This window comes from Rickettsia parkeri, assembly GCF_051427245.1.
Classification (GTDB): domain Bacteria; phylum Pseudomonadota; class Alphaproteobacteria; order Rickettsiales; family Rickettsiaceae; genus Rickettsia; species Rickettsia rickettsii.
The window spans coordinates 891,903-911,018 of sequence record NZ_CP195774.1; the positions used below are offsets into that span (position 1 = coordinate 891,903).

Here is a 19,116-nt window from a genome sequence, read left to right on the forward strand (position 1 = left end):
TTAGTTATGCAGCGTCTGCATACGGATGATTTATCCGGTTATCTACTTAATAATAGCAATTCATGGCATCATTTAAAAATTCCGGCGATTAGCATTCAAGATTACTCCTTTAAATTAATGAATAAAGAATATCAATATCTTAGTGGTAAAGTTATTAGACAGCTATTAAAGAACCTCTTGATTGTTTAATGAAATTAGAGCAGGAAATAGGTAGCTATAATGATAATGCTCAATATTTACAAGAACCGATAGCACAAAGGTCATCGTTACTGAATATGGAAGATATTAGATTTTATGAAAATCTACCTTCAAGATTTGATTATTTTGTGCAAAGCTGGGATACGGCAATTAAGAGTTCCGAAGATTCCGATTATAGTGTTTGTAATATATGGGGGATTCAGAAATATTATCTAGTATCATTAGTACGGAAAAAAATTAATTATCCTGAGCTTAAGAATTTGATGGAAAAATTAGCTAGAGAATATCAGCCAAAATTTATATTAATCGAAGATAAAGCAAGTGGTCAACAATTGATTCAAGATATAGGATTTTTAGGTGGTAATATTAGAGTGATAGGAATTAAGCCAAGCTTTGATAAAGTTACAAGATTCGCCTCGGTAGTTCCTTTATTTCAATCGGCTAGTGTTCTAATACCTAAACAATCAAGCATAATTTTAAAGGAATTACTGAATGTTCCCCATATTAAAAATGACGATATAGTAGATTCAGTTAGCAGTTCTTGAATTGTATGAAGGATAAATCGTTTAAATATCCTGCAAGGATTAGGAGTTTAATATAAAAATAGTTGCTTTTTTGTATCGATGTTGGTAGTATTTATGTCATTCCCGCGAAAGCGGGAATCCAGTAAAAATACAATTATCCGTTTATGGATTCCTGCTTTCGCAGGAATGACATAGGATTGTGGTATGACACTGATTAGGCTGGGTAGCAAAGTGGTAATGCCGTGGACTGCAAATCCTCTATTCGTCGGTTCGATTCCGACCCTGGCCTCCATTATAGAAATTAAAACATCTTATGGGATTTATTGCGCAATTCCTAGAAATGCTTTTAGCCGAGAGAGCATTGTCAAAAAATTCTATACTTAGCTATAAGCGTGACTTATTCGATTTTCAAAATTATCTTGCTAAACACAAATTATCCGAATTAAATATTACTACTGAGAATATTAGAGACTGGATTGAGTATCTAGCAAGTAATGATTTGCAAGCACGCTCAATCAACAGAAAAATCTCAACTATAAAAAGTTATTATGAATTTTTAATTAGCGAAAACCATACCGCGTTTAATCCGGTTCTTAACGTAGATTTGCCCAAATATCAAAATAAACTTCCCGAAATATTATCTATAGCTCAAATTAAATCGTTACTTGAACATTGCTCTCAAGATAATTCTCCTGAAGGTATCAGGCTTAATGCTATGATTCATTTGCTTTATGCTAGCGGTCTTAGAGTCTCGGAGCTTGTTAGTCTTAAGCTTGCTGATATTCTGACTAATAAAACGTCTAAAGGAGAAGTAAGAAAAATATTTTCGGTACTTGGTAAAGGTAATAAGGAAAGAGTCATAGTAATAAATGAACAGGCAGTTATCAGTATTGCTAAATATCTTGCAATTAGAGGTGTTTTTGTGAATAAAGCTAAACCAAGAAATCTAATTTATTTATTTCCTTCATCAGCTTTAGCGGGTTATATGACTAGGCAAAATTTTGCTATTCTGTTAAAATCTGCTGCCCTTTATGCAGGACTTAACCCTGAGTATATTTCTCCGCATATATTACGTCACAGTTTTGCAAGTCATTTGCTTGAGGGCGGAGCAGACTTAAGAGTAATTCAAGAGCTGCTTGGTCACGCTGATATATCTACTACCCAAATATATACTCATCTTCAAACTAATCATCTCAAAAAAGCATTGTTGCATCATCCTCTCAATAAAAATTAATTTATCTTAATCTTCTATAAAGTACTTGTTAATATTTCTTAACTAAATATAATAATCCTTATTAAATGTAAGGAATAAATTATATGAAGCTAAAAGACATTATGAGTTCTTGTATTAGTAAACCTAGAGAAATTGAAAAAGAATATCCTGGATTAGCTCAAAAGCAAGAATCAGGATGCAATGTTTATGCCGGGTTAGGATGCAAAAATCAAGAAGTAAAATTTCGCAACTATTATGAGTTACTTAAAAAAATTCAACAAGGAGAAATAACTTTAGAAGTTCTAGAAAATTTAAGGAAATTAAAAATAGATGATAAAAAATCTTTTCTAGCAGATGCAGCAGAGGTGATATCTAACAATATGTTACATGAGCTTAATGCAACAATAATGAAACATGCTTTAGATTTAGTTGATTCTAAAGATGCAGCTTTTTTACTTCGTAGAACAAAAGAGGATAGTATATTTCGAGATCTAATATATTTAGAAGCAAAAGAAAACAGGTTTACTGTAGAAATTGATAAAAAAGGAACTTTGAAAATTAACTTTCCTAGTGGGATACTTGAGCTTTACAAGCTATTAATTGATAATTTCTATTTGAAAAAATTTGAGGAGGAGGCATTGCAGAAAAAATTATATCAAGAATTGTTCACTGATTTCAACATTCCTTTTGAAGAACTAATTGAAAAAAAGGAATTGCAGAAAAAATTATATCAAGAATTATTACCTGATTTCAACATTCCTTTTGAAGAACTAAATTTTTTTGAAAATTTTATTGAATGCTTAAAAGGCTTGTATATTAAAAATAGTTTAGCACGAAGCATAATGAGTTTATTTGTAAGTAGAGATATTAAAGAATATGCTGTATGTGAAGAATTACTTGAATTAGATACATTTAAAAAATTATTTGAGGCAAAAATGTCATTATATGGAACTTCTGCTGATTCTAAATTATTAGTGGTTGATTATGTATTAAATGATATACAAGGTGTTTATATTAGCAATTTAACATCTTCAAATATTTTAGATTTAGTAATGTATAGTCAATCGCATAATGAAACAATAGAATCAATAGAAATTTTGGGTAATAGCTCAGAACCAGTATGACTTGCTAGATACTGTTTTAAAGTTTTGATTATAAATATAGTAAAAACATCTAGAAATTGATTTAATCTATCATTAATATTTAAATAATTATAAGTGAGATTAATACTCAATATGGCTACAAAAAATAAAAAAGAAACAGTGAATACTGAAACAAAAAATTTAGCAAATTTAGTTATCCAAGAAATAGGTAACAAAAATTTTGATTTTGTTGTTTTGCAAAAGATGCAGCAGGCTTTTAGTACTGCAAGTAAGCAAAAACAAAGAGAAGCTTTTATAAGTTTGTTAGATAAAAAACTTAATAAAGAGCAATTACATAAACTCAATCAAGCAATAATGGAAAATGCAAATGAATTAATGCCGGATAACGATCCTAATTTCGTTTGTCGTACTCCTAATAATAAAGTTTTTCAAGAAATATTATTATTGGAAGCCAAACGCTCAGGTATGAAAGCAAAATTTAATGATAAAGGAGAATTACAATCTCTTGATGTAAAAGATATAACACAGGAAATATTAGATCACTATCGTATTTTACAAGAAAAATTTTATTCCAAAAGAGATTCTAAAGATTTGATAGATAGTAGAATAGCTCAAAGTATTAATTTTTTATTATATGCTCCACTTTTCCGAGAATCAGATATATATACAAAATTAGGTTTAAAATCTGCTGAGATAGAGCGAGAAATACAAGATCCTAACGGTAAGTATGCTAAACAATTAGTAGATGCTAAAATAGGAACTAATATAAATTTTAATACCAAAGAAAATTTAGAAAATAAAGCACATGAAGGAAAAGAAACTAAGATATCTTCAATAATTGAAAAAGCAATAACAAAACTCAAGAAAGACAAAAAAGTAAATATTGAAGATAAGAGACAAGGAGAAATAAAAAGGCATTTATCTAAATCTTTAGAAGGAGCTTCTGATTATATATTAACATTCAAAAAAAATGATTTAGTAGATGTAGTATATCAAGGATTAGATAAAGGACAAACTTGGTGGTCAAAGATTGTTAATTATATAGGTATAAAATCATATTCTATTTCTAAAGAAAATCTTGAGAAAATAGGCACAATAATAAATAGGGAAATGAAAAATTCTCATACTCCTTTAAAGATAGAAGTACAAGAACAGTTAAAACAAATCTCAAAAGAGTTAAATAGATTCAATAATCTGGCATTGCCGTTAGAGGCTAAAAAGGTTCAGGCAAAATCTAAAAAACCGCCTGTTCCTCCAAAACCTGAACACCTCAAAAAAAGAAATCATGGATTGTGATGATTTTGTTGTGTGACTTGAAAAATACAGTTGTCATCCCGTGATTTATTCACGGGATCTAGCTTAAAATACTAATAATATTAGTATTTTTATTGTTTTTATGGACCCTGTGGTCAAGCCACGGGGTGACACAGTGGATTTTATTGGTCTACACAAGCAAGCCTTTTGCGGGAATGACATTAATCCCTACAATAATTTATAATTTATTACTTCCCATAATATTATAACCGCAATCTACATAATGGATTTCACCGGTAACACCTTTAGATAATTCACTAAATAAATATACTGCTGCTCCTCCTACATCTTCTTGGGTAGTATTACGTTTTAACGGTGCGGTTGCAGCGTGAGATTTAAGCATAGTACTAAAATCACCTATTGCACTAGATGCTAAAGTTTTGATAGGTCCTGCCGAAATAGCATTTACCCTAATATTATTTTCTCCCATATCGTTTGCTAGATATTTTATACTAGCCTCAAGTGCAGCTTTGGCTACTCCCATAACGTTATAATTAGGTATAACTTTTTCAGCGCCGTAGTAAGTTAATGTCACAATGCTTCCGCCGTTATGCATTAAGGCTTCTGCGGACCTTGAGAGTTCTAAAAGAGAGTAACATGATATATGTAAAGAATTATGAAAATTTTCTAAGCTAGTATCAACATAACGTCCTTTTAATTCATTTTTATCGGCAAAAGCCATACCGTGAAGTAAGAAATCGAAGCTACCCCATTTCTCTTTTATATCATCAAATAAATTACTAATTGATTTTGGCTTCGTAACATCAAGTTCGCTAACAAAATTACAACCTATTTCCTCAGCGAGTGGTTTAACTCGTTTTTCTAGTACTCCCGATTGATAAGTAAACCATAGCTCTGCTCCGTGTTTTTTAGCAAGCTGTGCAATCGCCCACGATATTGACATATTATTTGCAATACCTGTAATTAAGCCTTTTTTTCCTTGTAGTAATCCTGTAGTCATTTATTTACTCATTATATTAAAACTTGCTGAAATGATAGCATGATGTATTATTTTGTAAACAAATAATCGATAAAAATGTATAAACCTAAAATTATATGTTTACTGCTAGGGATATTAAGCGGTTTAGTTTTTGCTCCGACTTTCTTTATACCGGCATTATTAACGTTATCTTACTTATGTTATATAGTTCAAAAATCCGAAAATTGGCAAGAAGCCACAAAATTTGGTTATTTATTCGGTTTTGGGCATTTTTTAAGTGGAATATATTGGATAAGTATCGGTGTTAGCGTTTATATTGCAGATTTTTGGTGGGCAATTCCTTTTGCGTTATTTGGACTACCTATAGTTTTAGCTTGCTTTATATCGGCAAGCTGCACTCTTAGTTTTTTTGCTAAAAATAATAAATATTACCAATTTATATTCTGTTTATGTTGGGTATTATTTGAGTGGGTACGTTCATGGATTTTTACCGGTCTTCCTTGGAATTTGATTGGTTATGCTTTTTCGTTTTCAGATATTTTAATACAGCCTTTAAGTATAATAGGGATATATGGGCTTAGTTTTATAGTTATATATATTTCTACATCAGCTTATCCTTTATTTAGCAAGCAATTTACTCAGTTAAAAATATTACTAGCTAGTTCAGTCCTAGTATTAACCATCATTGTCATTTATGGAGCAGTAAGGCTAAGTAATAACCATACAAATTTCACTGATATAAAAGTACGATTAGTGCAACCTTCAATACCTCAAACCGAAAAATGGAATGAAGAAGAATTTTGGCATAATTTAATGCTACATATTAATTTATCGGAAAATTTGGAACCTACCGATTTAATTATTTGGTCTGAGGCAGCATTAGTAGTACCTGATGATATACCGCAAGTTAAATCAAAATTATTAAAAATGCTAAATTCTACAAATGCTATTTTGATAACAGGAGGAATTTCGGATAATAAAAAACAAGGTGATGAGTTTGAACTTTACTCAGCTATGTATGCTCTTGATAAAAATAATCATAAATTATTTGAATACCATAAATCACATTTAGTACCTTTCGGTGAGTATATGCCCCTTAAAAAGATACTACCGTTTAAAAAATTAACTCATGGTTTAATTGATTATAAAGAAGGAAACGGAGGGCTTGTTTATCTTGAAAAATATAATCTTAAAATTAAACCTTTAATTTGTTATGAATCTATTTTTCCTGATTTTGTACGGACGAATAATGAAATAGCCGATGTAATAATTAATATTACAAATGATGCATGGTATGGTAAATCCAGCGGTCCATATCAGCATTTTCATATTAGTAGAAGTAGAGCCGTAGAGAACGGTTTACCTATGATTAGAGTAGCGAATAACGGTATTTCAGCTATAGTAGATCCTTTTGGCAGAACAATAAAAAAACTAAATCTAAATGAAATAAATGGTACTCAAGGTTTAATTCCTAAAAAACTAATCTCTCCCACTATATTCTCACAATTCGGTAATTTTACTATTTTATTACTCATCGTTTTTATACTTTTAATTAATTATTTATTAGCCTTGATTCTTGATCACCAAAGGGTTTTAGCATTATTATATTAAATTTTTAATAAAGTTGCTTGATTAAATATAAAGTAATATATACTGCATTTAAAGTTGAATAGTCTTTATTAATAATTAATTTTTAATTAAAGCTTATTGTTAAAATGAATTATTCAATAAAACATCCAGACAAACTCGCAAGTGAACGTTTAAAAGAACGACGTCTTGCTGTAGGTATTATCCAAAAAGAATTAGGGCAAGTTTTTGCGATATTAGTGCTCTCCAAGTTAAAAAATATGAAGAAGGTTTAAGTAATATACCTATAAGTAGGTTATATGTTTTTGCAAAAGTTTTAAATACGCCTTTAAAATATTTCTTTAATAGTTCTGAAGAAGAAAAGTTAAAAGTTGACAATGAAAATACTCCTAATAATAAAATTGAATATCTATTCAAAGAAATAGAAAGTGATTTCTTAAATAATATTGCTGAAGCAGAAGGGCAATATGAACATGACGTCTCTTTTGATTCTAAAGAATTATCAAGGACTATGGAAAGAGCACTTTTATCGTTAACTAGAGCATTTACTACAAATATTAGAAAAATAATCATTGAACGTGTCAGATCAGTATCGATACCTTGTGAATAATATTTAAATTTTCATTGACTTAGCATTACCAAAGTATTAATTTTCGTTAAGGTTTAGTAAATTCTGAACCGTCAACAATTATTAAATATATTGGAGGAAGGTTATGAGTAAAAGTAAGGCTATTGAAAATAACGGTATTAGTAATACCAATAGTCCAAATGGTAAATATATGGCCCCAAGACCGGAAGGAGTAAAACCTACCTGTGTAGTAATTACTTATTCTGTAAGCAAGGATATTAAGGCTGTTCGTGAAGTATTGGATGAGCGAGGTGCAAGTGTTCATTACATAATTGATAAGGATGGGACTCAAAAAGAATATCATAATGATTTAACAGATCAAGCTTTTTATGCAGGCAAGAGTAGTTGGAAAGGAGAAGTAGGTGTTAATAAGTTTGGTATTGGAGTCATGCTTATTAATGATGCAAAAAGTGATTTTCCTGCAGAGCAAATAGGGAAATTAAAAGAATTTCTTAAGGATGTAACAGAAAGATATCCAAATTTAGATTTAAAACATGATTTAGTCGGCCTTGGTGAAGTAACTGTAAACCGAGAAGGCAATGCTCATATAGCTCCTGGATCAAAATTTCCTTGGAAAGAATTAGCTGAAGCTGGTTTTGGTAGATATTTTGAGACTACGCAAGAGCAAAAGAGTAAATTATTATTAAGTCTTGATAGTACTGGAGAAAAAGTTAATACTTTACAGGAAAATTTAAAAGAATATGGCTATGGAGTGGAATCCACAAGTACATTTGATCAATTTACTCAGCAAGCAGTGAGAGTATTTAATGATCGTTATGGTACAGGTTTACCAAACGAAGAGCCACCTGTAAGTTGGACTGAAGCAGGTCAAGATGTTCTATCGCAATTACTAGGGCAAACGGTATTAGAACAAACAGAAAATGCATAGTTTAAGAAATGAATTCCTTTTTCATTTTGCAAGCCTTGCTGCATGGGTACTGAATCGTCATTAAGAGGATTAATGGCTTGTTTAGGTTATTCCTGCGTGGATCGATTCCACCCCTGTAATCCCCGCGACTTAATCGCGGGATACAATTTAAAATACTAAAAATTTAGTATCTTAAAGTTACTTTTATGGATGCCGTGGTCAAGCTACGGTATGACACCAAATACATTTTGCGATCTACGCAACAATGTTATGCGGGGATGACATCGAGTAGGTTGTTTGTAGCCGTGCAACAACTTTATGCAATAATAACGTTTCGTAAAAGTGGTCATGACATCGAAGTATAGGCTATCTCAAGTAATTCTTTTAGTACTATTTATTGGTTATTGACATTAAGGTAGAGCTTTCTTGACTATTTAGCTTCTAGTCAAAGAAAGCTAAGTTTTTTATCTTTACTTTATATTTCTACAGTTAAAAATATTTATGATATCTTTAAAGGTTAATAGTTTAATACAAAATTGGCGTTGGCGTAGATAATTTTTTGCGTTTATGTGTTTGCTATATGCAAATTTAAATTTTGATTATTAAATTATAACTTATAACAGGATATTAAAATGTTTATCTCTAATATTTTTCAAAAATTTTTTTCTTTTCTTTTTGTTTTATTCATCACAGCTGCAGTTTATGCGGATCAAAAAAAAGTAGCAGTCATTGTGCCACTTGAACATGCCGCAATGACTGAGATTATATCAGGAATTAAAGAGTCGCTAAAAGATATAGATGCAGAAATTATAGTTAAAAATGCTCATGCTGATTCTAATATTTTACTTGCCATTATAAAGCAAATAATAGATCAGGATATTGATGTAATAATTCCAATAGGCACGACAGCCAGCCAAACTGTTATTTCTCATATAACAAATAAACCGATTGTTTGTGCTGCTGCTATGATTAATAGTAAAAACCTACCTTTAGTTACTGGTGTTAACGATGAGATAAAAATCACTGACACCATTAGTAAATTACCTTTTTTACAGAATATCACTTTAATTTATAGCAGTAGTGAGAAAGTTATACCTGAAGTAGAAATGTTAAAATTATATGCTGGAAAAAACAATATTTCTCTGCACACGGTAATTATACAAAATTTCAATGATATGCCTGTGGCTGTAAAAAATGCTCCTGAAAATACGCAGAGTTTTATAATTTTGAAAGATCATTTAATAGTCAGTGGGATTAATATTTTAAAGCAAGAAGCATTTAAACGCCGTATTCCGATAATTGCTTCCGATGAAGGTTCGGTAATTAGCGGGGCAACTATTGCGGTAGGAGTACAAGAGAAGCAAATAGGCGTAGAAGCAGGTTTAATGGCAAAAAAAATCTTACAAGGAATAGAACCGAAAGATATTCCATTTGGGGATATGAAAGACTTAACTTTATTTATTAACCTTAAATCATTTGTTAAACAAGATATTCTTACTAAAGAAAATTTATCCGTACTGCCTTTCGCGCGTAAAGAACTTGAAGAGTAGTAACATGAACATTTTAGTTACTGCTCTTGAGCAATCCTTAATAATGCTGCCGCTTATTTTAGGGATGTATATAAGTTATCGGATTCTCAAAATTACCGATCTTACCGTAGACGGTACTTATGTACTTGGTGCGGCAGTGTTTGCCCGCAGCCTTTCATTTGGGTTATTTCCTGCATTAATATTTGCCGTAATAGCAGGCGGAATTATAGGCAGTATAGTTAGTGTTATGCAGAAGAATAACCGCATTAACGGGCTTATAGCCGGAATACTTGCAAGTTTTATGCTTTATTCGGTTAACTTACAAATTATGCAGCGTCCTAATATATCGGTTCTTGGTATGCCGACTCTATTATCTATATTAGATCTCGAAAATTGGTTAATACCTTTAGTAATAATCAATTGTCTTATTATATGTTCAGTTATAATTTTATTAAAAGGTAAGCTCGGTTTATTTCTTCGTGCTTTTGGTTTTAATAAAGATTTATTGATTAATTTAGGAAAACCTGCTGAGCTTTACCGTACTATCGGTTTTAGCATAAGTAATTGTTTGGCTGCTTTAACCGGTACTTTATCTGCACAAGTAAATGGTTTTGCCGATATTAATATGGGTTTCGGGGTGGCACTAGTCGGTATTGGTGCAATTGTTATAGGGCGTCATATTTTAATCCATGCTAATAATTTTAATGCGCTTAAAGAGATATTGTCTTGTTTGATAGGTATATTATTTTACTTTATTGCTCTGGGCTTTTTACTCCGAATTGGAATCGATCCCATAAATCTTAAGCTTATTTTAGGTATAGTATTGTTTATTTCGTTGAGTTCTGTAAAAAGAGAGGCTTTATGAAACCTTATTTATATGCAGAAAATATACAGTTTAAAGTTAAAGAAAGAACCGAACCTATAATTGCTGAAACTACTTTAAATATTGCTAAAGAAGAGTTTGTTGTAATATTGGGTCATAACGGTAGCGGTAAGTCTACTTTAGCTAAAATACTTGCCGGCTATTTAAAACCTACTAGCGGGAAAGTGTTTCTAGATCAAGTCAGAATCGATAAAATACCTAAAGGACAAAAAGCTTCTACATTAGTTACATTAACACAAAAAGTTGAAGAGAGGCTATTTACCGAGCTAACCCTTGAAGAAAATATCATTTTGTGGGAAAGTAGATTCTCTAGTAATGAACGGTTAGCAAGTAGCGAGTTGTTAGAGCTTACAGGTGCGCCTCAACGCTTTTTGCCTTTACTTTCACAGCCATTAGGTAAATTTTCCGGTGGAGAAAAGCAGATGATACTGCTGGCACTTATCATAGCTCATCCACCTAAAATATTATTTCTAGACGAACATACGGCAAATTTAGATCCGAAAGCTTCTTTGGAAGTGATGAAAAAAACAGCAGAGATTATAGAGAAACATAAGATCACTTCCGTTATGATCACGCATAATTTAGAAGATGCCGTAAATTACGGCAAAAGGCTTATAGTCTTAGATAGTGGTAAGGTAGTACTAGACTACCTAAAACCACCGGGTTTTTCTTTAAAAGAACTTAAAGAGATTTTAAATTAGAATTGAATATCTGCACCTATCTGTCCGGCTAATTCAGTATCGAAAGAATATTCACAGATATAATCTATTAACTCACTTTTTACATTCTCGTTAGTAGTCTGATAAAGAAGCACGAAATTAATAATATCATCCTTATTTTCCCTATTGTAAGGCGTGTCTTCACTTCAGCCGATAACTTTTCTTCTGTTGAAGTTGATGGAGCCGGTACTACTGTTGCTACAGGAGTAACTAATGCTGGAGCTGCTACAGGATTATTATCATTAACATTATAATTTAAAACTTTTTCTATTAACTCTGTTCTTGTATCTTCATTAATACTAATCTCAATTAATGTATTAATAATGCCATCTTTATCTTCACCGTTTTTAAGACGTTGCATAACATCTTTTAATAATTTTTCGTGTGTATTTTTTGCAAACCCTTCTTCATCCGGTAAATCATAATTATAATCATTAACATCCATGTCTTTATAATTGTTAGCTGATTTTGCACCCAAGTATTTTTGTATGGTGTTAATTTTTAATTGCTCATTAATATGAGAATTATCTTTTCTTTATCAACACCTATCTTTACAAGTTTTGCTCTGTGATCGAATGGATTATGCAATAGAACGCCTTGTCGTCCTATATCAGCACCTTTAGATCTTAACTTCTCAAGTAACCATTTATCTCTTGATGTTAGTGCGTGATTAAAAATTGACTCACCACACGTATTAATCTTAAGATTAACGTAAAAAGAAGTCCAGTAACGTTTTATTTTGACCTGATTCATGCTTTAGTAGCAAATAGAAAAAAGGTGTGCCGCCATAATTGTCTACTGTATCAATTTCACTGCCGGGTTGTAATAAAATTTGAGTTATTTCGTGCTGTTTAGAATAAGTTGCATAATGTATAGGTATACGTCCCTTTCCATCTTTAGTATTAACATCCACATTTTTTTTTAAGTAAAAAACTTCTTATTTCCTATTGTTGCCGCATAATGTATAGGTGAGTATAGATATTTATGCTCAACTTCAAAACTTGTCCCTTTGTCTAATAAAATTTTAGCTATTTCTTTAGTGCTTGCATACAATAATGCCGTATTTCCTTGTTCATCCTTAGCATTGACATTATGACCTTGCTCAATTAATTTTTGAACAATATTTGCATTTCCAGCTGAGGCTGCTATACTAAACGGTGTACAGTTGTCTTCAGCTTCAATTAAGGTGTCATATATTTCAGGGTTTGGTGCACGTACATTGTCCTCTGCTGCTATTTCTGTAGAAGTAGTGGTTGTTACTGGTGCCGGTGCTGCTACCGGAGCTATTACTGGATTATTATCGTTAAATTATAATTAAAAAGTTTTTCTATTAATTTCTCTCTTGTAACATCATCTATATCAGAATAAAATTCAGGATTCATAATTAATCCGTTGATAATTTTATTTTTATCATCCTCATTTTTAATATTTTTCTTCATCTCAGCAAGCTTTTGTTCTGCTTTGAATTCAGGTAGTGCTGAGCGTGCATTAGCGGAATCAGTTAGTATTTCTTTAATTTCTGGTTTAGATGCATAATCTATAGTTTTTTTCCTTTAGCATCTAAAGCATTAACATCGGCACCTTGTGAAAGTAAAAGTCTAACATTATTTACATTCCCTATATGTTGCTGCATTATGTAAAACCGTACTACCGTCTGGAAGTCTGTAATTTGCATTATTTGTTGGTTGATTCATCATATAAATATTTCTTTATGTTTAAATATTATTTTGTCGTGCGAGCATTATACATAATATTTTGAGTTTCTGCAATCCAATAGTTAATTTTTTAACTATTTATTAGATTTTGGATAAAACCAAACGAGGAGTAAACAGATTAGAAGACCGATATTTAAGAGTAGATTATACTCTGTCATAGAAATACCAAAGATTTTGATGGCGGGTTTCATGCAGGACGTGATTGGCTGTGAGTAGAACATTTGTTTGATGTGTTGTATAGACAAGCCTTTCGGGATATGAAGCATTGATGAACAAAGAGCACTTGGTTGTAATATGCCTCTTTCTATGAAGCTATGATAGGTTGATAATATACAAGAGCTAAGGATAGTTAGGAGAATGAATATTAAAGTATACTTACTTAACTGTCGGATGATTAAAGCAGTTAAGCAAATTTTGATTAGGGTTAAATAGGGAAATCGTTCGTAAACGCATAAAGGACAGGGTGTATAATGGAATATATATTCAGCAATATAAGCGGTAGAAAGTGCTATTATAGAAATTGCGATCAGTCCTAAATGTAGAACTTTATAGCTATCTTTTCTGATGTAATTTATAATAGTATTAAATGGCATGTTTTTTTTTTCTTAATGTCATTGCGAGCGACTGCAAGGAGCGTGGCAATCTCGGGAAGTTTGATGAGATTGCCACGTCGCTTCGCTCCTCGCAATGACGGCGTTTAATTTGATATTTTACAAATAAATAAATTTAGTATATTGTCACTGATTATTAATTAAAGCGCAAGAAAAATCAATGTCAGAAATTTGGGAAGATGCTATTAAGTCAAACGCGTGGCCTTTTGTTGAGGCTAAGAAGATATTAGATAGCTTAAACGGTCAAATTCCTGAGAAGGGGTATGTATTATTTGAAACGGGTTACGGTCCTTCAGGTTTACCTCATATCGGTACTTTTGGTGAAAATGCCCGTATGGTGATGGTACAGAAAGCATTTGAGCAATTATCCGATATTCCGACTAAACTAATTTGCTTTTCCGATGATATGGACGGGCTTCGTAAAGTACCTAGCAATATCCCAAATCCTGAAATGGTGGCACAGTATATGGATATGCCGCTTACTTCTATCCCTGATACATTCGGTGAATGTGAAAGTTATGGGCATTATATGAATGCAAAGCTTCGCTCATTCCTTGATAAATTCGGCTTTGAGTATGAATTTTATAGCAGTACTAACTGTTATAAAGCTGGTATGTTTGATGAGATGCTGATAATGGTGCTTGAGAAATATGACGAGATAATGGAGCTAATGCTACCGACTTTTAGAGAAGAGCGCAAGGCTACCTATTCACCTTTCATGCCTATATGTCCGAAAACAGGTAAGGTACTGCAAGTACCTATAGAGAAATGGGATGCTAAAGCAGGCACTGTAACGTATAAAGACAAAGCCGGTAATTATATAGAAGTACCGGTAACGGGAGGGCATTGCAAATTACAGTGGAAGCCGGATTTTGGTATGCGTTGGGCTGCGCTTAAAGTCGATTATGAGATGTACGGCAAAGACCATTTGGCAAATGCTCGTCTTTATTCGGAAATTTGCCGAATCCTAGGAGGAAAGCCGCCGGTGCAGTTATGTTATGAGTTATTCTTAGATGAAAACGGTGAGAAAATATCAAAATCAAAAGGTAATAGTATTAGCATTGATGATTGGCTTAAATATGCTCCTGTTGAAAGTATGGCATTATTTATGTATCAAAATCCGACTAGAGCTAAGCGTTTGTTTTTTGATGTAATTCCTAAAAATGTTGATGAATATATTACTTTTAACCAGAAATATCATTTAGAAGAGGACAGGGCAAAGCGTTTTGCAAATCCCGTTTATCACATCCATCACGGAAATGTACCGAAAATTGAGACTTTTGGAATTACCTATTCGTTGCTTTTAAATCTTACTTCTGTGTGTAATCCTTCGGATAAATCGGTGCTTTGGGGATTTATTAGCAAATATGAGCCAAAAGCAACTCCAAATACTAACCCTTATCTTGACCATTTAGCAGAATTTGCTATAAGATATTATAATGACTTTATTAAAGCACATAAATCATATTTATCTCCTTCTGAAAAGCATAAGGTTATTTTGCAGGATATATTAGATATGTTATCTGATATAGCTGATCAAACCGAAGCTGAAGCAATTCAGAAAGCAATATATGATATAGGAATGAAAGCAGGATATGAAAATCTGCGTGATTACTTCAAAGATTTATATCAAATATTGCTTGGACAGAATGAAGGTCCAAGACTTGGGACTTTGATAAAGCTTTACGGGGTGCAGGAAATGAAAAAGCTGGTTGAAGGGCAGTTGTAGCCTATATATCATTCCCGCATGGGTATCTAAGCGTCATTGCGAACGAAGTGAGTGTGGCAATCTCAGGAAGTTGGACGAAATTGCCACGTCGCTTCGCTCCTCGCAATGACGTTAAAATAAAAACTATTAACAAATGAATGAAATTTTTTGTAGTACGTTACCTATTTTTTTAATTACGCTGCTTGGTAGTATTATCAAAAATAAATGGTTAACTTCAGAAGAATTTTGGCGTGGTATTGAGAAATTATCGTATTTTGTACTATTTCCTGCCATGTTGTTTAGTTACGTATCTACTGCCGATTTAAGCATTGCACCCATAATTAAATTAGTAGTGGCTCTTATTATATCCACTATTCTTGTATCAATCGGTCTTATAATTTACCAAAAAAAATACAACATAGATAAAGTCCAATTTACTTCCATTTTTCAAGGATCGATTCGTTATAATAGCTACATTTTTTTTGGGGTAAGTAGCCCCTTGCTTGGTTCTAGCGGACTTTCAATCGTTGCCATTATTTCTTCTTATATGATTATTTTTACCAATATTTTATCGGTAATGATTTTCGCTTATTATATCCCTAATAAATCCGTGACTAATACTATTAGCACTAGTTTTGTTTTAATGATGAAATTAATTGTGCGTAATCCGTTAATTATCGCAAGTTTAGTAGGATTCGTTTTTAATTACTCAAATCTTGAATTACATTTAGGGCTTAAGAAAACGTTAGATAGCCTTTCTAATGCCGCTTTAGCTATCGGTATGCTAAATGTTGGGGCAGGGCTTAATTTTACTATTAGACAAGAGCTTTTACATAATGTAATGTTTACAAGCTTTGTTAAATTAGTTGCATTTCCTCTAGTTAGTGTAGTAGTACTATGGTTAATGTCTATTGACGGATTAAATAGATCGGTAGGAATATTATATAGCTGCCTTCCATGTGCGAGTACGGCTTATGTTTTATCTCGTCAACTTGACGGTGATCCTGATTCTATGGCGTCGATTATAACATTTACTACTTTTTTCTCGGTAGTTACTATATCAATTATTATGTATATAATGGGGTGAATTTACCACGTCATTGCGAGCGACTGAAAGGAGCATGGCAATCTCAGGAATGTTGCCTGAGATTGCTTCGTCGATGCCTATTGCGTCTGCTCGCAATGACGACAAACTAAAACAAACAAATAAAACAGGAATTTCTAAAATGGATGAAATGAATAAAATAAATTATGCTGAGGCCCTTGAATATCATGAAAAAGATAAGCCTGGTAAGATCGCTATTTCTGCAACAAAGTCTTTAGTTACTCAGCAAGATTTATCACTTGCTTATTCCCCAGGGGTTGCGGCTCCTTGCCTTGAAATTGCTAAAAATTTAGAGGATGTATATAAATATACTGCTCGCGGTAATTTAGTTGCCGTAATCTCTAACGGTACTGCCGTACTTGGGCTTGGTAATTTAGGAGCTGCCGCTTCAAAACCGGTGATGGAAGGTAAAGCGGTACTATTCAAAAAATTTGCTGATATTGATGCAATTGACTTGGAAGTGAATACGGAAGATCCTGAAGAATTTATTAATGCCGTGAAGTATCTCAGTTATAGTTTTGGGGGTATTAATCTTGAAGATATTAAAGCTCCGGAATGTTTTATTATAGAAGAAAAATTAAAATCTTTAATGGATATACCGGTCTTTCATGACGATCAGCATGGAACAGCGATTATTACCGCCGCAGGGCTAATAAATGCTGCGTATCTTACTAATCGCAAGCTTGAAGATTTAAAAATCGTAGTTAACGGAGCAGGTGCAGCAGCTATTGCTTGCATTGATTTATTAATTGCTCTTGGAGCTGATAAATCAAAGATTATTGTATGTGATACTAAAGGCGTTGTTTACAAAGGACGCCTAGAAGGTATGAATAAATGGAAAGAGCTATATGCAAGTGATACCAAGTTTAGAACTTTAGCGGAAAGCTTAAATAACGCTGATGTATTTATAGGGTTATCGGTAAAAGGCGCAGTAACTAAAGATATGGTGAGTAGAATGGCAAGTAATCCAATTATTTTTGCTATGGCTAACCCTGATCCGGAAATTACTCCGGAAGATATACAACTTGTACGCGATGATGCGATTATAGCAACAGGGCGATCTGATTATAATAATCAGATTAATAATGTTATGGGATTTCCTTATATTTTTAGAGGAGCATTAGATATAAGAGCTAAGACTATTAATACGGAAATGAAAATAGCTGCAGCAAAAGCCATTGCAGATTTAGCCCGTAGACCTGTACCGGAAGAGGTGTATAAAGCTTATTCAGGGCGTAAGATGGTTTTTGGTAAGGAATATATCATTCCTGTACCGTTTGATCCTCGTTTAATTACCGTAGTAGCAGCGGCGGTTGCCGTTGCTGCAATAGAAAGCGGCGTTGCTAGGGTTAAAGATTTTAGTATAGGTAAATATAAGAAAGAATTAGGTAGCAGATTAAATCCTACTGCTAACTATATGAATTTCTTAGCTGAAAAAATTCATAATGCACCGCTTAAACGGATTGTTTTTGCTGAAGGTGAAGAAGAAGAAGTAATTTCTGCCGCTCTTATGATGCGAGACAAGAAATACGGTCATCCGATTATAATTGGTCGTGTTGAACGAATTGAGGCTATGTTAAAAAAGATAGGTCAAGATATTAGCTTAGACGGAATTCAAATAATGAATGCGGCCTTAAGCGATAGTTTAGAGAAATATACTGATTATTTATATAAAAGACTTCAGAGAAAAGGTTATTTATACCGTGATTGTGCAAAGCTTGTTAAAACTGATAAGAATATTTTCGCTGCTTGTATGTTAGCATGCGGTGACGGTGATGCTCTTCTAACCGGTGTTACACAAAGTTATATCGATAGTTTAGAAGATATCATGAAAGTCATTTCACCAAAAACTAATCGTAGCATCATTGGCTATTCAATTATGATTGCTAAAGATAATAATATTATTATTGCCGATAATTGTATTACAGAATATCCAAACAGTTGGGAACTTGCACAAATAGCAACCCAAACTGCAGAAATTGCTAAAAATATGGGAATCACGCCTCGTGTTGCACTTCTTTCTTTTTCAACATTCGGTAATTCTTCTAAGGCAAAAACAGCTCGTATTCGTGAAGCAGTAAATATACTAGATAATTTTAGCAATGACAAAGAAGAGCTGAGCGGCATGAAGGTAGATTTTGAATATGACGGAGAGATGTCGGTTAAAGTGGCTTTAGATGGTGATTTACGTAAATTATATAAATTTTGTAGATTATCAGGATCTGCAAATGTATTAATTATGCCTGGTTTAAATTCAGCTGCTATTTCTACTGAGTTGTTACAAGAATTTTCGTCAAACAGCTTTATAGGTCCTATAACAAACGGTTTTGAAAAACCCGTTCAAATACTTCAAGCTGCAGCAACAGCTAATGAAATACTAAAAATAGCAACTTTTGCTTGCGTTGAAGCTATAAACGAGGTTTAATTACTATATCTTTAAAATCAATTAACTTGTGAGAGGTAAAGTGGCG

At 32.6% G+C, this 19,116-nt stretch carries 20 protein-coding genes and 1 tRNA gene; 14 read left to right on the top strand and 7 right to left on the bottom strand.

Features of this window, described 5'->3' with window-relative positions; translation table 11 throughout:
* Positions 1-6 precede the first annotated feature (6 nt).
* The 6 genes from ACSFFC_RS05095 to ACSFFC_RS05120 all read left to right on the top strand — a co-directional run bounded on the left by ACSFFC_RS05095 (position 7) and on the right by ACSFFC_RS05120 (position 4,334).
* A complete protein-coding gene (locus tag ACSFFC_RS05095; RefSeq protein ID WP_004995971.1) occupies positions 7-189 on the top strand; it encodes a hypothetical protein in 183 nt (60 codons plus the stop codon).
* Positions 189-743, top strand: a complete 555-nt coding sequence (gene terL, locus ACSFFC_RS05100; RefSeq protein ID WP_041472201.1) for a phage terminase large subunit — start codon at positions 189-191, stop codon at positions 741-743. Before ACSFFC_RS05095 ends, terL begins: the two co-directional genes overlap by 1 nt.
* 196 nt (positions 744-939) lie before the next feature.
* Positions 940-1,014: transfer RNA gene (locus tag ACSFFC_RS05105), tRNA-Cys, on the top strand.
* A gap of 21 nt (positions 1,015-1,035) precedes the next feature.
* Positions 1,036-1,956 (top strand): site-specific tyrosine recombinase XerD, encoded by a 921-nt coding sequence (locus tag ACSFFC_RS05110; RefSeq protein WP_004995969.1) that lies wholly within the window; start codon positions 1,036-1,038, stop codon positions 1,954-1,956.
* Between the two features lie 83 nt (positions 1,957-2,039).
* Positions 2,040-3,059, top strand: a complete 1,020-nt coding sequence (locus tag ACSFFC_RS05115; RefSeq protein ID WP_014410601.1) for a DUF5410 family protein — start codon at positions 2,040-2,042, stop codon at positions 3,057-3,059.
* 111 nt (positions 3,060-3,170) lie between these two features.
* On the top strand, positions 3,171-4,334 hold the full coding sequence (locus ACSFFC_RS05120; RefSeq protein WP_014410602.1) for a DUF5410 domain-containing protein: 1,164 nt from the start codon (positions 3,171-3,173) through the stop codon (positions 4,332-4,334).
* A gap of 196 nt (positions 4,335-4,530) precedes the next feature.
* Here ACSFFC_RS05120 and fabI read toward each other — a convergent pair whose 3' ends face one another.
* The gene (gene fabI, locus ACSFFC_RS05125; RefSeq protein WP_014410603.1) at positions 4,531-5,313 is read right to left on the bottom strand and encodes an enoyl-ACP reductase FabI; all 783 of its coding nucleotides are present in this window, start codon (positions 5,311-5,313) and stop codon (positions 4,531-4,533) included.
* 75 nt (positions 5,314-5,388) lie between these two features.
* On the opposite strand from fabI, the gene lnt reads away from it, so the two are divergent.
* Positions 5,389-6,903, top strand: a complete 1,515-nt coding sequence (gene lnt / locus ACSFFC_RS05130; RefSeq protein WP_004995965.1) for an apolipoprotein N-acyltransferase — start codon at positions 5,389-5,391, stop codon at positions 6,901-6,903.
* 177 nt (positions 6,904-7,080) lie between these two features.
* Here lnt and ACSFFC_RS05135 read toward each other — a convergent pair whose 3' ends face one another.
* Positions 7,081-7,452 (bottom strand): hypothetical protein, encoded by a 372-nt coding sequence (locus ACSFFC_RS05135; RefSeq protein WP_014410604.1) that lies wholly within the window; start codon positions 7,450-7,452, stop codon positions 7,081-7,083.
* Between the two features lie 140 nt (positions 7,453-7,592).
* On the opposite strand from ACSFFC_RS05135, the gene ACSFFC_RS05140 reads away from it, so the two are divergent.
* From ACSFFC_RS05140 to ACSFFC_RS05155, 4 genes are all read left to right on the top strand, one after another.
* Positions 7,593-8,396 carry an N-acetylmuramoyl-L-alanine amidase gene (locus ACSFFC_RS05140; protein ID WP_004995964.1) on the top strand — a complete coding sequence of 268 codons (804 nt, stop codon included), beginning with the start codon at positions 7,593-7,595 and terminating at the stop codon, positions 8,394-8,396.
* A 611-nt stretch (positions 8,397-9,007) separates the two neighbouring features.
* Positions 9,008-9,925, top strand: coding sequence for an ABC transporter substrate binding protein (locus ACSFFC_RS05145; RefSeq protein WP_014410605.1), 918 nt, complete (start codon positions 9,008-9,010; stop codon positions 9,923-9,925).
* 4 nt (positions 9,926-9,929) lie between these two features.
* Positions 9,930-10,769 carry an ABC transporter permease gene (locus tag ACSFFC_RS05150; RefSeq protein WP_014410606.1) on the top strand — a complete coding sequence of 280 codons (840 nt, stop codon included), beginning with the start codon at positions 9,930-9,932 and terminating at the stop codon, positions 10,767-10,769.
* Positions 10,766-11,488 carry an ATP-binding cassette domain-containing protein gene (locus ACSFFC_RS05155; RefSeq protein WP_014410607.1) on the top strand — a complete coding sequence of 241 codons (723 nt, stop codon included), beginning with the start codon at positions 10,766-10,768 and terminating at the stop codon, positions 11,486-11,488. The genes ACSFFC_RS05150 and ACSFFC_RS05155 overlap by 4 nt, the downstream gene beginning before the upstream one ends.
* Before the next feature lie 79 nt (positions 11,489-11,567).
* Here ACSFFC_RS05155 and ACSFFC_RS05160 read toward each other — a convergent pair whose 3' ends face one another.
* From ACSFFC_RS05160 to ACSFFC_RS05180, 5 genes are all read right to left on the bottom strand, one after another.
* Positions 11,568-11,984, bottom strand: coding sequence for a hypothetical protein (locus tag ACSFFC_RS05160; RefSeq protein WP_014410608.1), 417 nt, complete (start codon positions 11,982-11,984; stop codon positions 11,568-11,570).
* 228 nt (positions 11,985-12,212) lie between these two features.
* A complete protein-coding gene (locus ACSFFC_RS05165) occupies positions 12,213-12,419 on the bottom strand; it encodes an ankyrin repeat domain-containing protein (RefSeq protein WP_004995956.1) in 207 nt (68 codons plus the stop codon).
* An 8-nt stretch (positions 12,420-12,427) separates the two neighbouring features.
* On the bottom strand, positions 12,428-12,742 hold the full coding sequence (locus ACSFFC_RS05170; RefSeq protein ID WP_331270841.1) for an ankyrin repeat domain-containing protein: 315 nt from the start codon (positions 12,740-12,742) through the stop codon (positions 12,428-12,430).
* A 50-nt stretch (positions 12,743-12,792) separates the two neighbouring features.
* Positions 12,793-12,945, bottom strand: a complete 153-nt coding sequence (locus ACSFFC_RS05175) for a hypothetical protein (RefSeq protein WP_004995953.1) — start codon at positions 12,943-12,945, stop codon at positions 12,793-12,795.
* 350 nt (positions 12,946-13,295) lie between these two features.
* Positions 13,296-13,814, bottom strand: coding sequence for a disulfide bond formation protein B (locus ACSFFC_RS05180; RefSeq protein ID WP_012719625.1), 519 nt, complete (start codon positions 13,812-13,814; stop codon positions 13,296-13,298).
* Between the two features lie 178 nt (positions 13,815-13,992).
* Between ACSFFC_RS05180 and ACSFFC_RS05185 the strand changes: the two genes are divergently transcribed.
* From ACSFFC_RS05185 to ACSFFC_RS05195, 3 genes are all read left to right on the top strand, one after another.
* Positions 13,993-15,561: a lysine--tRNA ligase gene (locus ACSFFC_RS05185; RefSeq protein ID WP_014410612.1), complete on the top strand. Its 1,569-nt coding sequence runs from the start codon at positions 13,993-13,995 to the stop codon at positions 15,559-15,561.
* A 133-nt stretch (positions 15,562-15,694) separates the two neighbouring features.
* On the top strand, positions 15,695-16,627 hold the full coding sequence (locus ACSFFC_RS05190) for an AEC family transporter (protein WP_012719627.1): 933 nt from the start codon (positions 15,695-15,697) through the stop codon (positions 16,625-16,627).
* Positions 16,628-16,766: 139 nt separating this feature from the next.
* The gene (locus tag ACSFFC_RS05195) at positions 16,767-19,070 is read left to right on the top strand and encodes an NADP-dependent malic enzyme (protein WP_014410613.1); all 2,304 of its coding nucleotides are present in this window, start codon (positions 16,767-16,769) and stop codon (positions 19,068-19,070) included.
* The last annotated feature ends 46 nt before the right edge of the window (positions 19,071-19,116 follow it).

Excerpts from the sequence above, each read along its gene's own strand:
- ACSFFC_RS05180 (WP_012719625.1), bottom strand. The coding sequence starts at position 13,814 with ATGCCATTTAATACTATTATAAATTACATCAGAAAAGATAGCTATAAA.
- ACSFFC_RS05150 (WP_014410606.1), top strand. The coding sequence starts at position 9,930 with ATGAACATTTTAGTTACTGCTCTTGAGCAATCCTTAATAATGCTGCCG.
- ACSFFC_RS05140 (WP_004995964.1), top strand. The coding sequence starts at position 7,593 with ATGAGTAAAAGTAAGGCTATTGAAAATAACGGTATTAGTAATACCAAT.
- ACSFFC_RS05110 (WP_004995969.1), top strand. The coding sequence starts at position 1,036 with ATGGGATTTATTGCGCAATTCCTAGAAATGCTTTTAGCCGAGAGAGCA.
- ACSFFC_RS05120 (WP_014410602.1), top strand. The coding sequence starts at position 3,171 with ATGGCTACAAAAAATAAAAAAGAAACAGTGAATACTGAAACAAAAAAT.
- ACSFFC_RS05115 (WP_014410601.1), top strand. The coding sequence starts at position 2,040 with ATGAAGCTAAAAGACATTATGAGTTCTTGTATTAGTAAACCTAGAGAA.
- terL (WP_041472201.1), top strand. The coding sequence starts at position 189 with ATGAAATTAGAGCAGGAAATAGGTAGCTATAATGATAATGCTCAATAT.
- ACSFFC_RS05185 (WP_014410612.1), top strand. The coding sequence starts at position 13,993 with ATGTCAGAAATTTGGGAAGATGCTATTAAGTCAAACGCGTGGCCTTTT.
- ACSFFC_RS05135 (WP_014410604.1), bottom strand. The coding sequence starts at position 7,452 with ATGATTATTTTTCTAATATTTGTAGTAAATGCTCTAGTTAACGATAAA.
- ACSFFC_RS05190 (WP_012719627.1), top strand. The coding sequence starts at position 15,695 with ATGAATGAAATTTTTTGTAGTACGTTACCTATTTTTTTAATTACGCTG.
- ACSFFC_RS05195 (WP_014410613.1), top strand. The coding sequence starts at position 16,767 with ATGGATGAAATGAATAAAATAAATTATGCTGAGGCCCTTGAATATCAT.
- ACSFFC_RS05155 (WP_014410607.1), top strand. The coding sequence starts at position 10,766 with ATGAAACCTTATTTATATGCAGAAAATATACAGTTTAAAGTTAAAGAA.
- ACSFFC_RS05145 (WP_014410605.1), top strand. The coding sequence starts at position 9,008 with ATGTTTATCTCTAATATTTTTCAAAAATTTTTTTCTTTTCTTTTTGTT.
- lnt (WP_004995965.1), top strand. The coding sequence starts at position 5,389 with ATGTATAAACCTAAAATTATATGTTTACTGCTAGGGATATTAAGCGGT.
- fabI (WP_014410603.1), bottom strand. The coding sequence starts at position 5,313 with ATGACTACAGGATTACTACAAGGAAAAAAAGGCTTAATTACAGGTATT.
- ACSFFC_RS05095 (WP_004995971.1), top strand. The coding sequence starts at position 7 with ATGCAGCGTCTGCATACGGATGATTTATCCGGTTATCTACTTAATAAT.
- ACSFFC_RS05175 (WP_004995953.1), bottom strand. The coding sequence starts at position 12,945 with ATGAAGAAAAATATTAAAAATGAGGATGATAAAAATAAAATTATCAAC.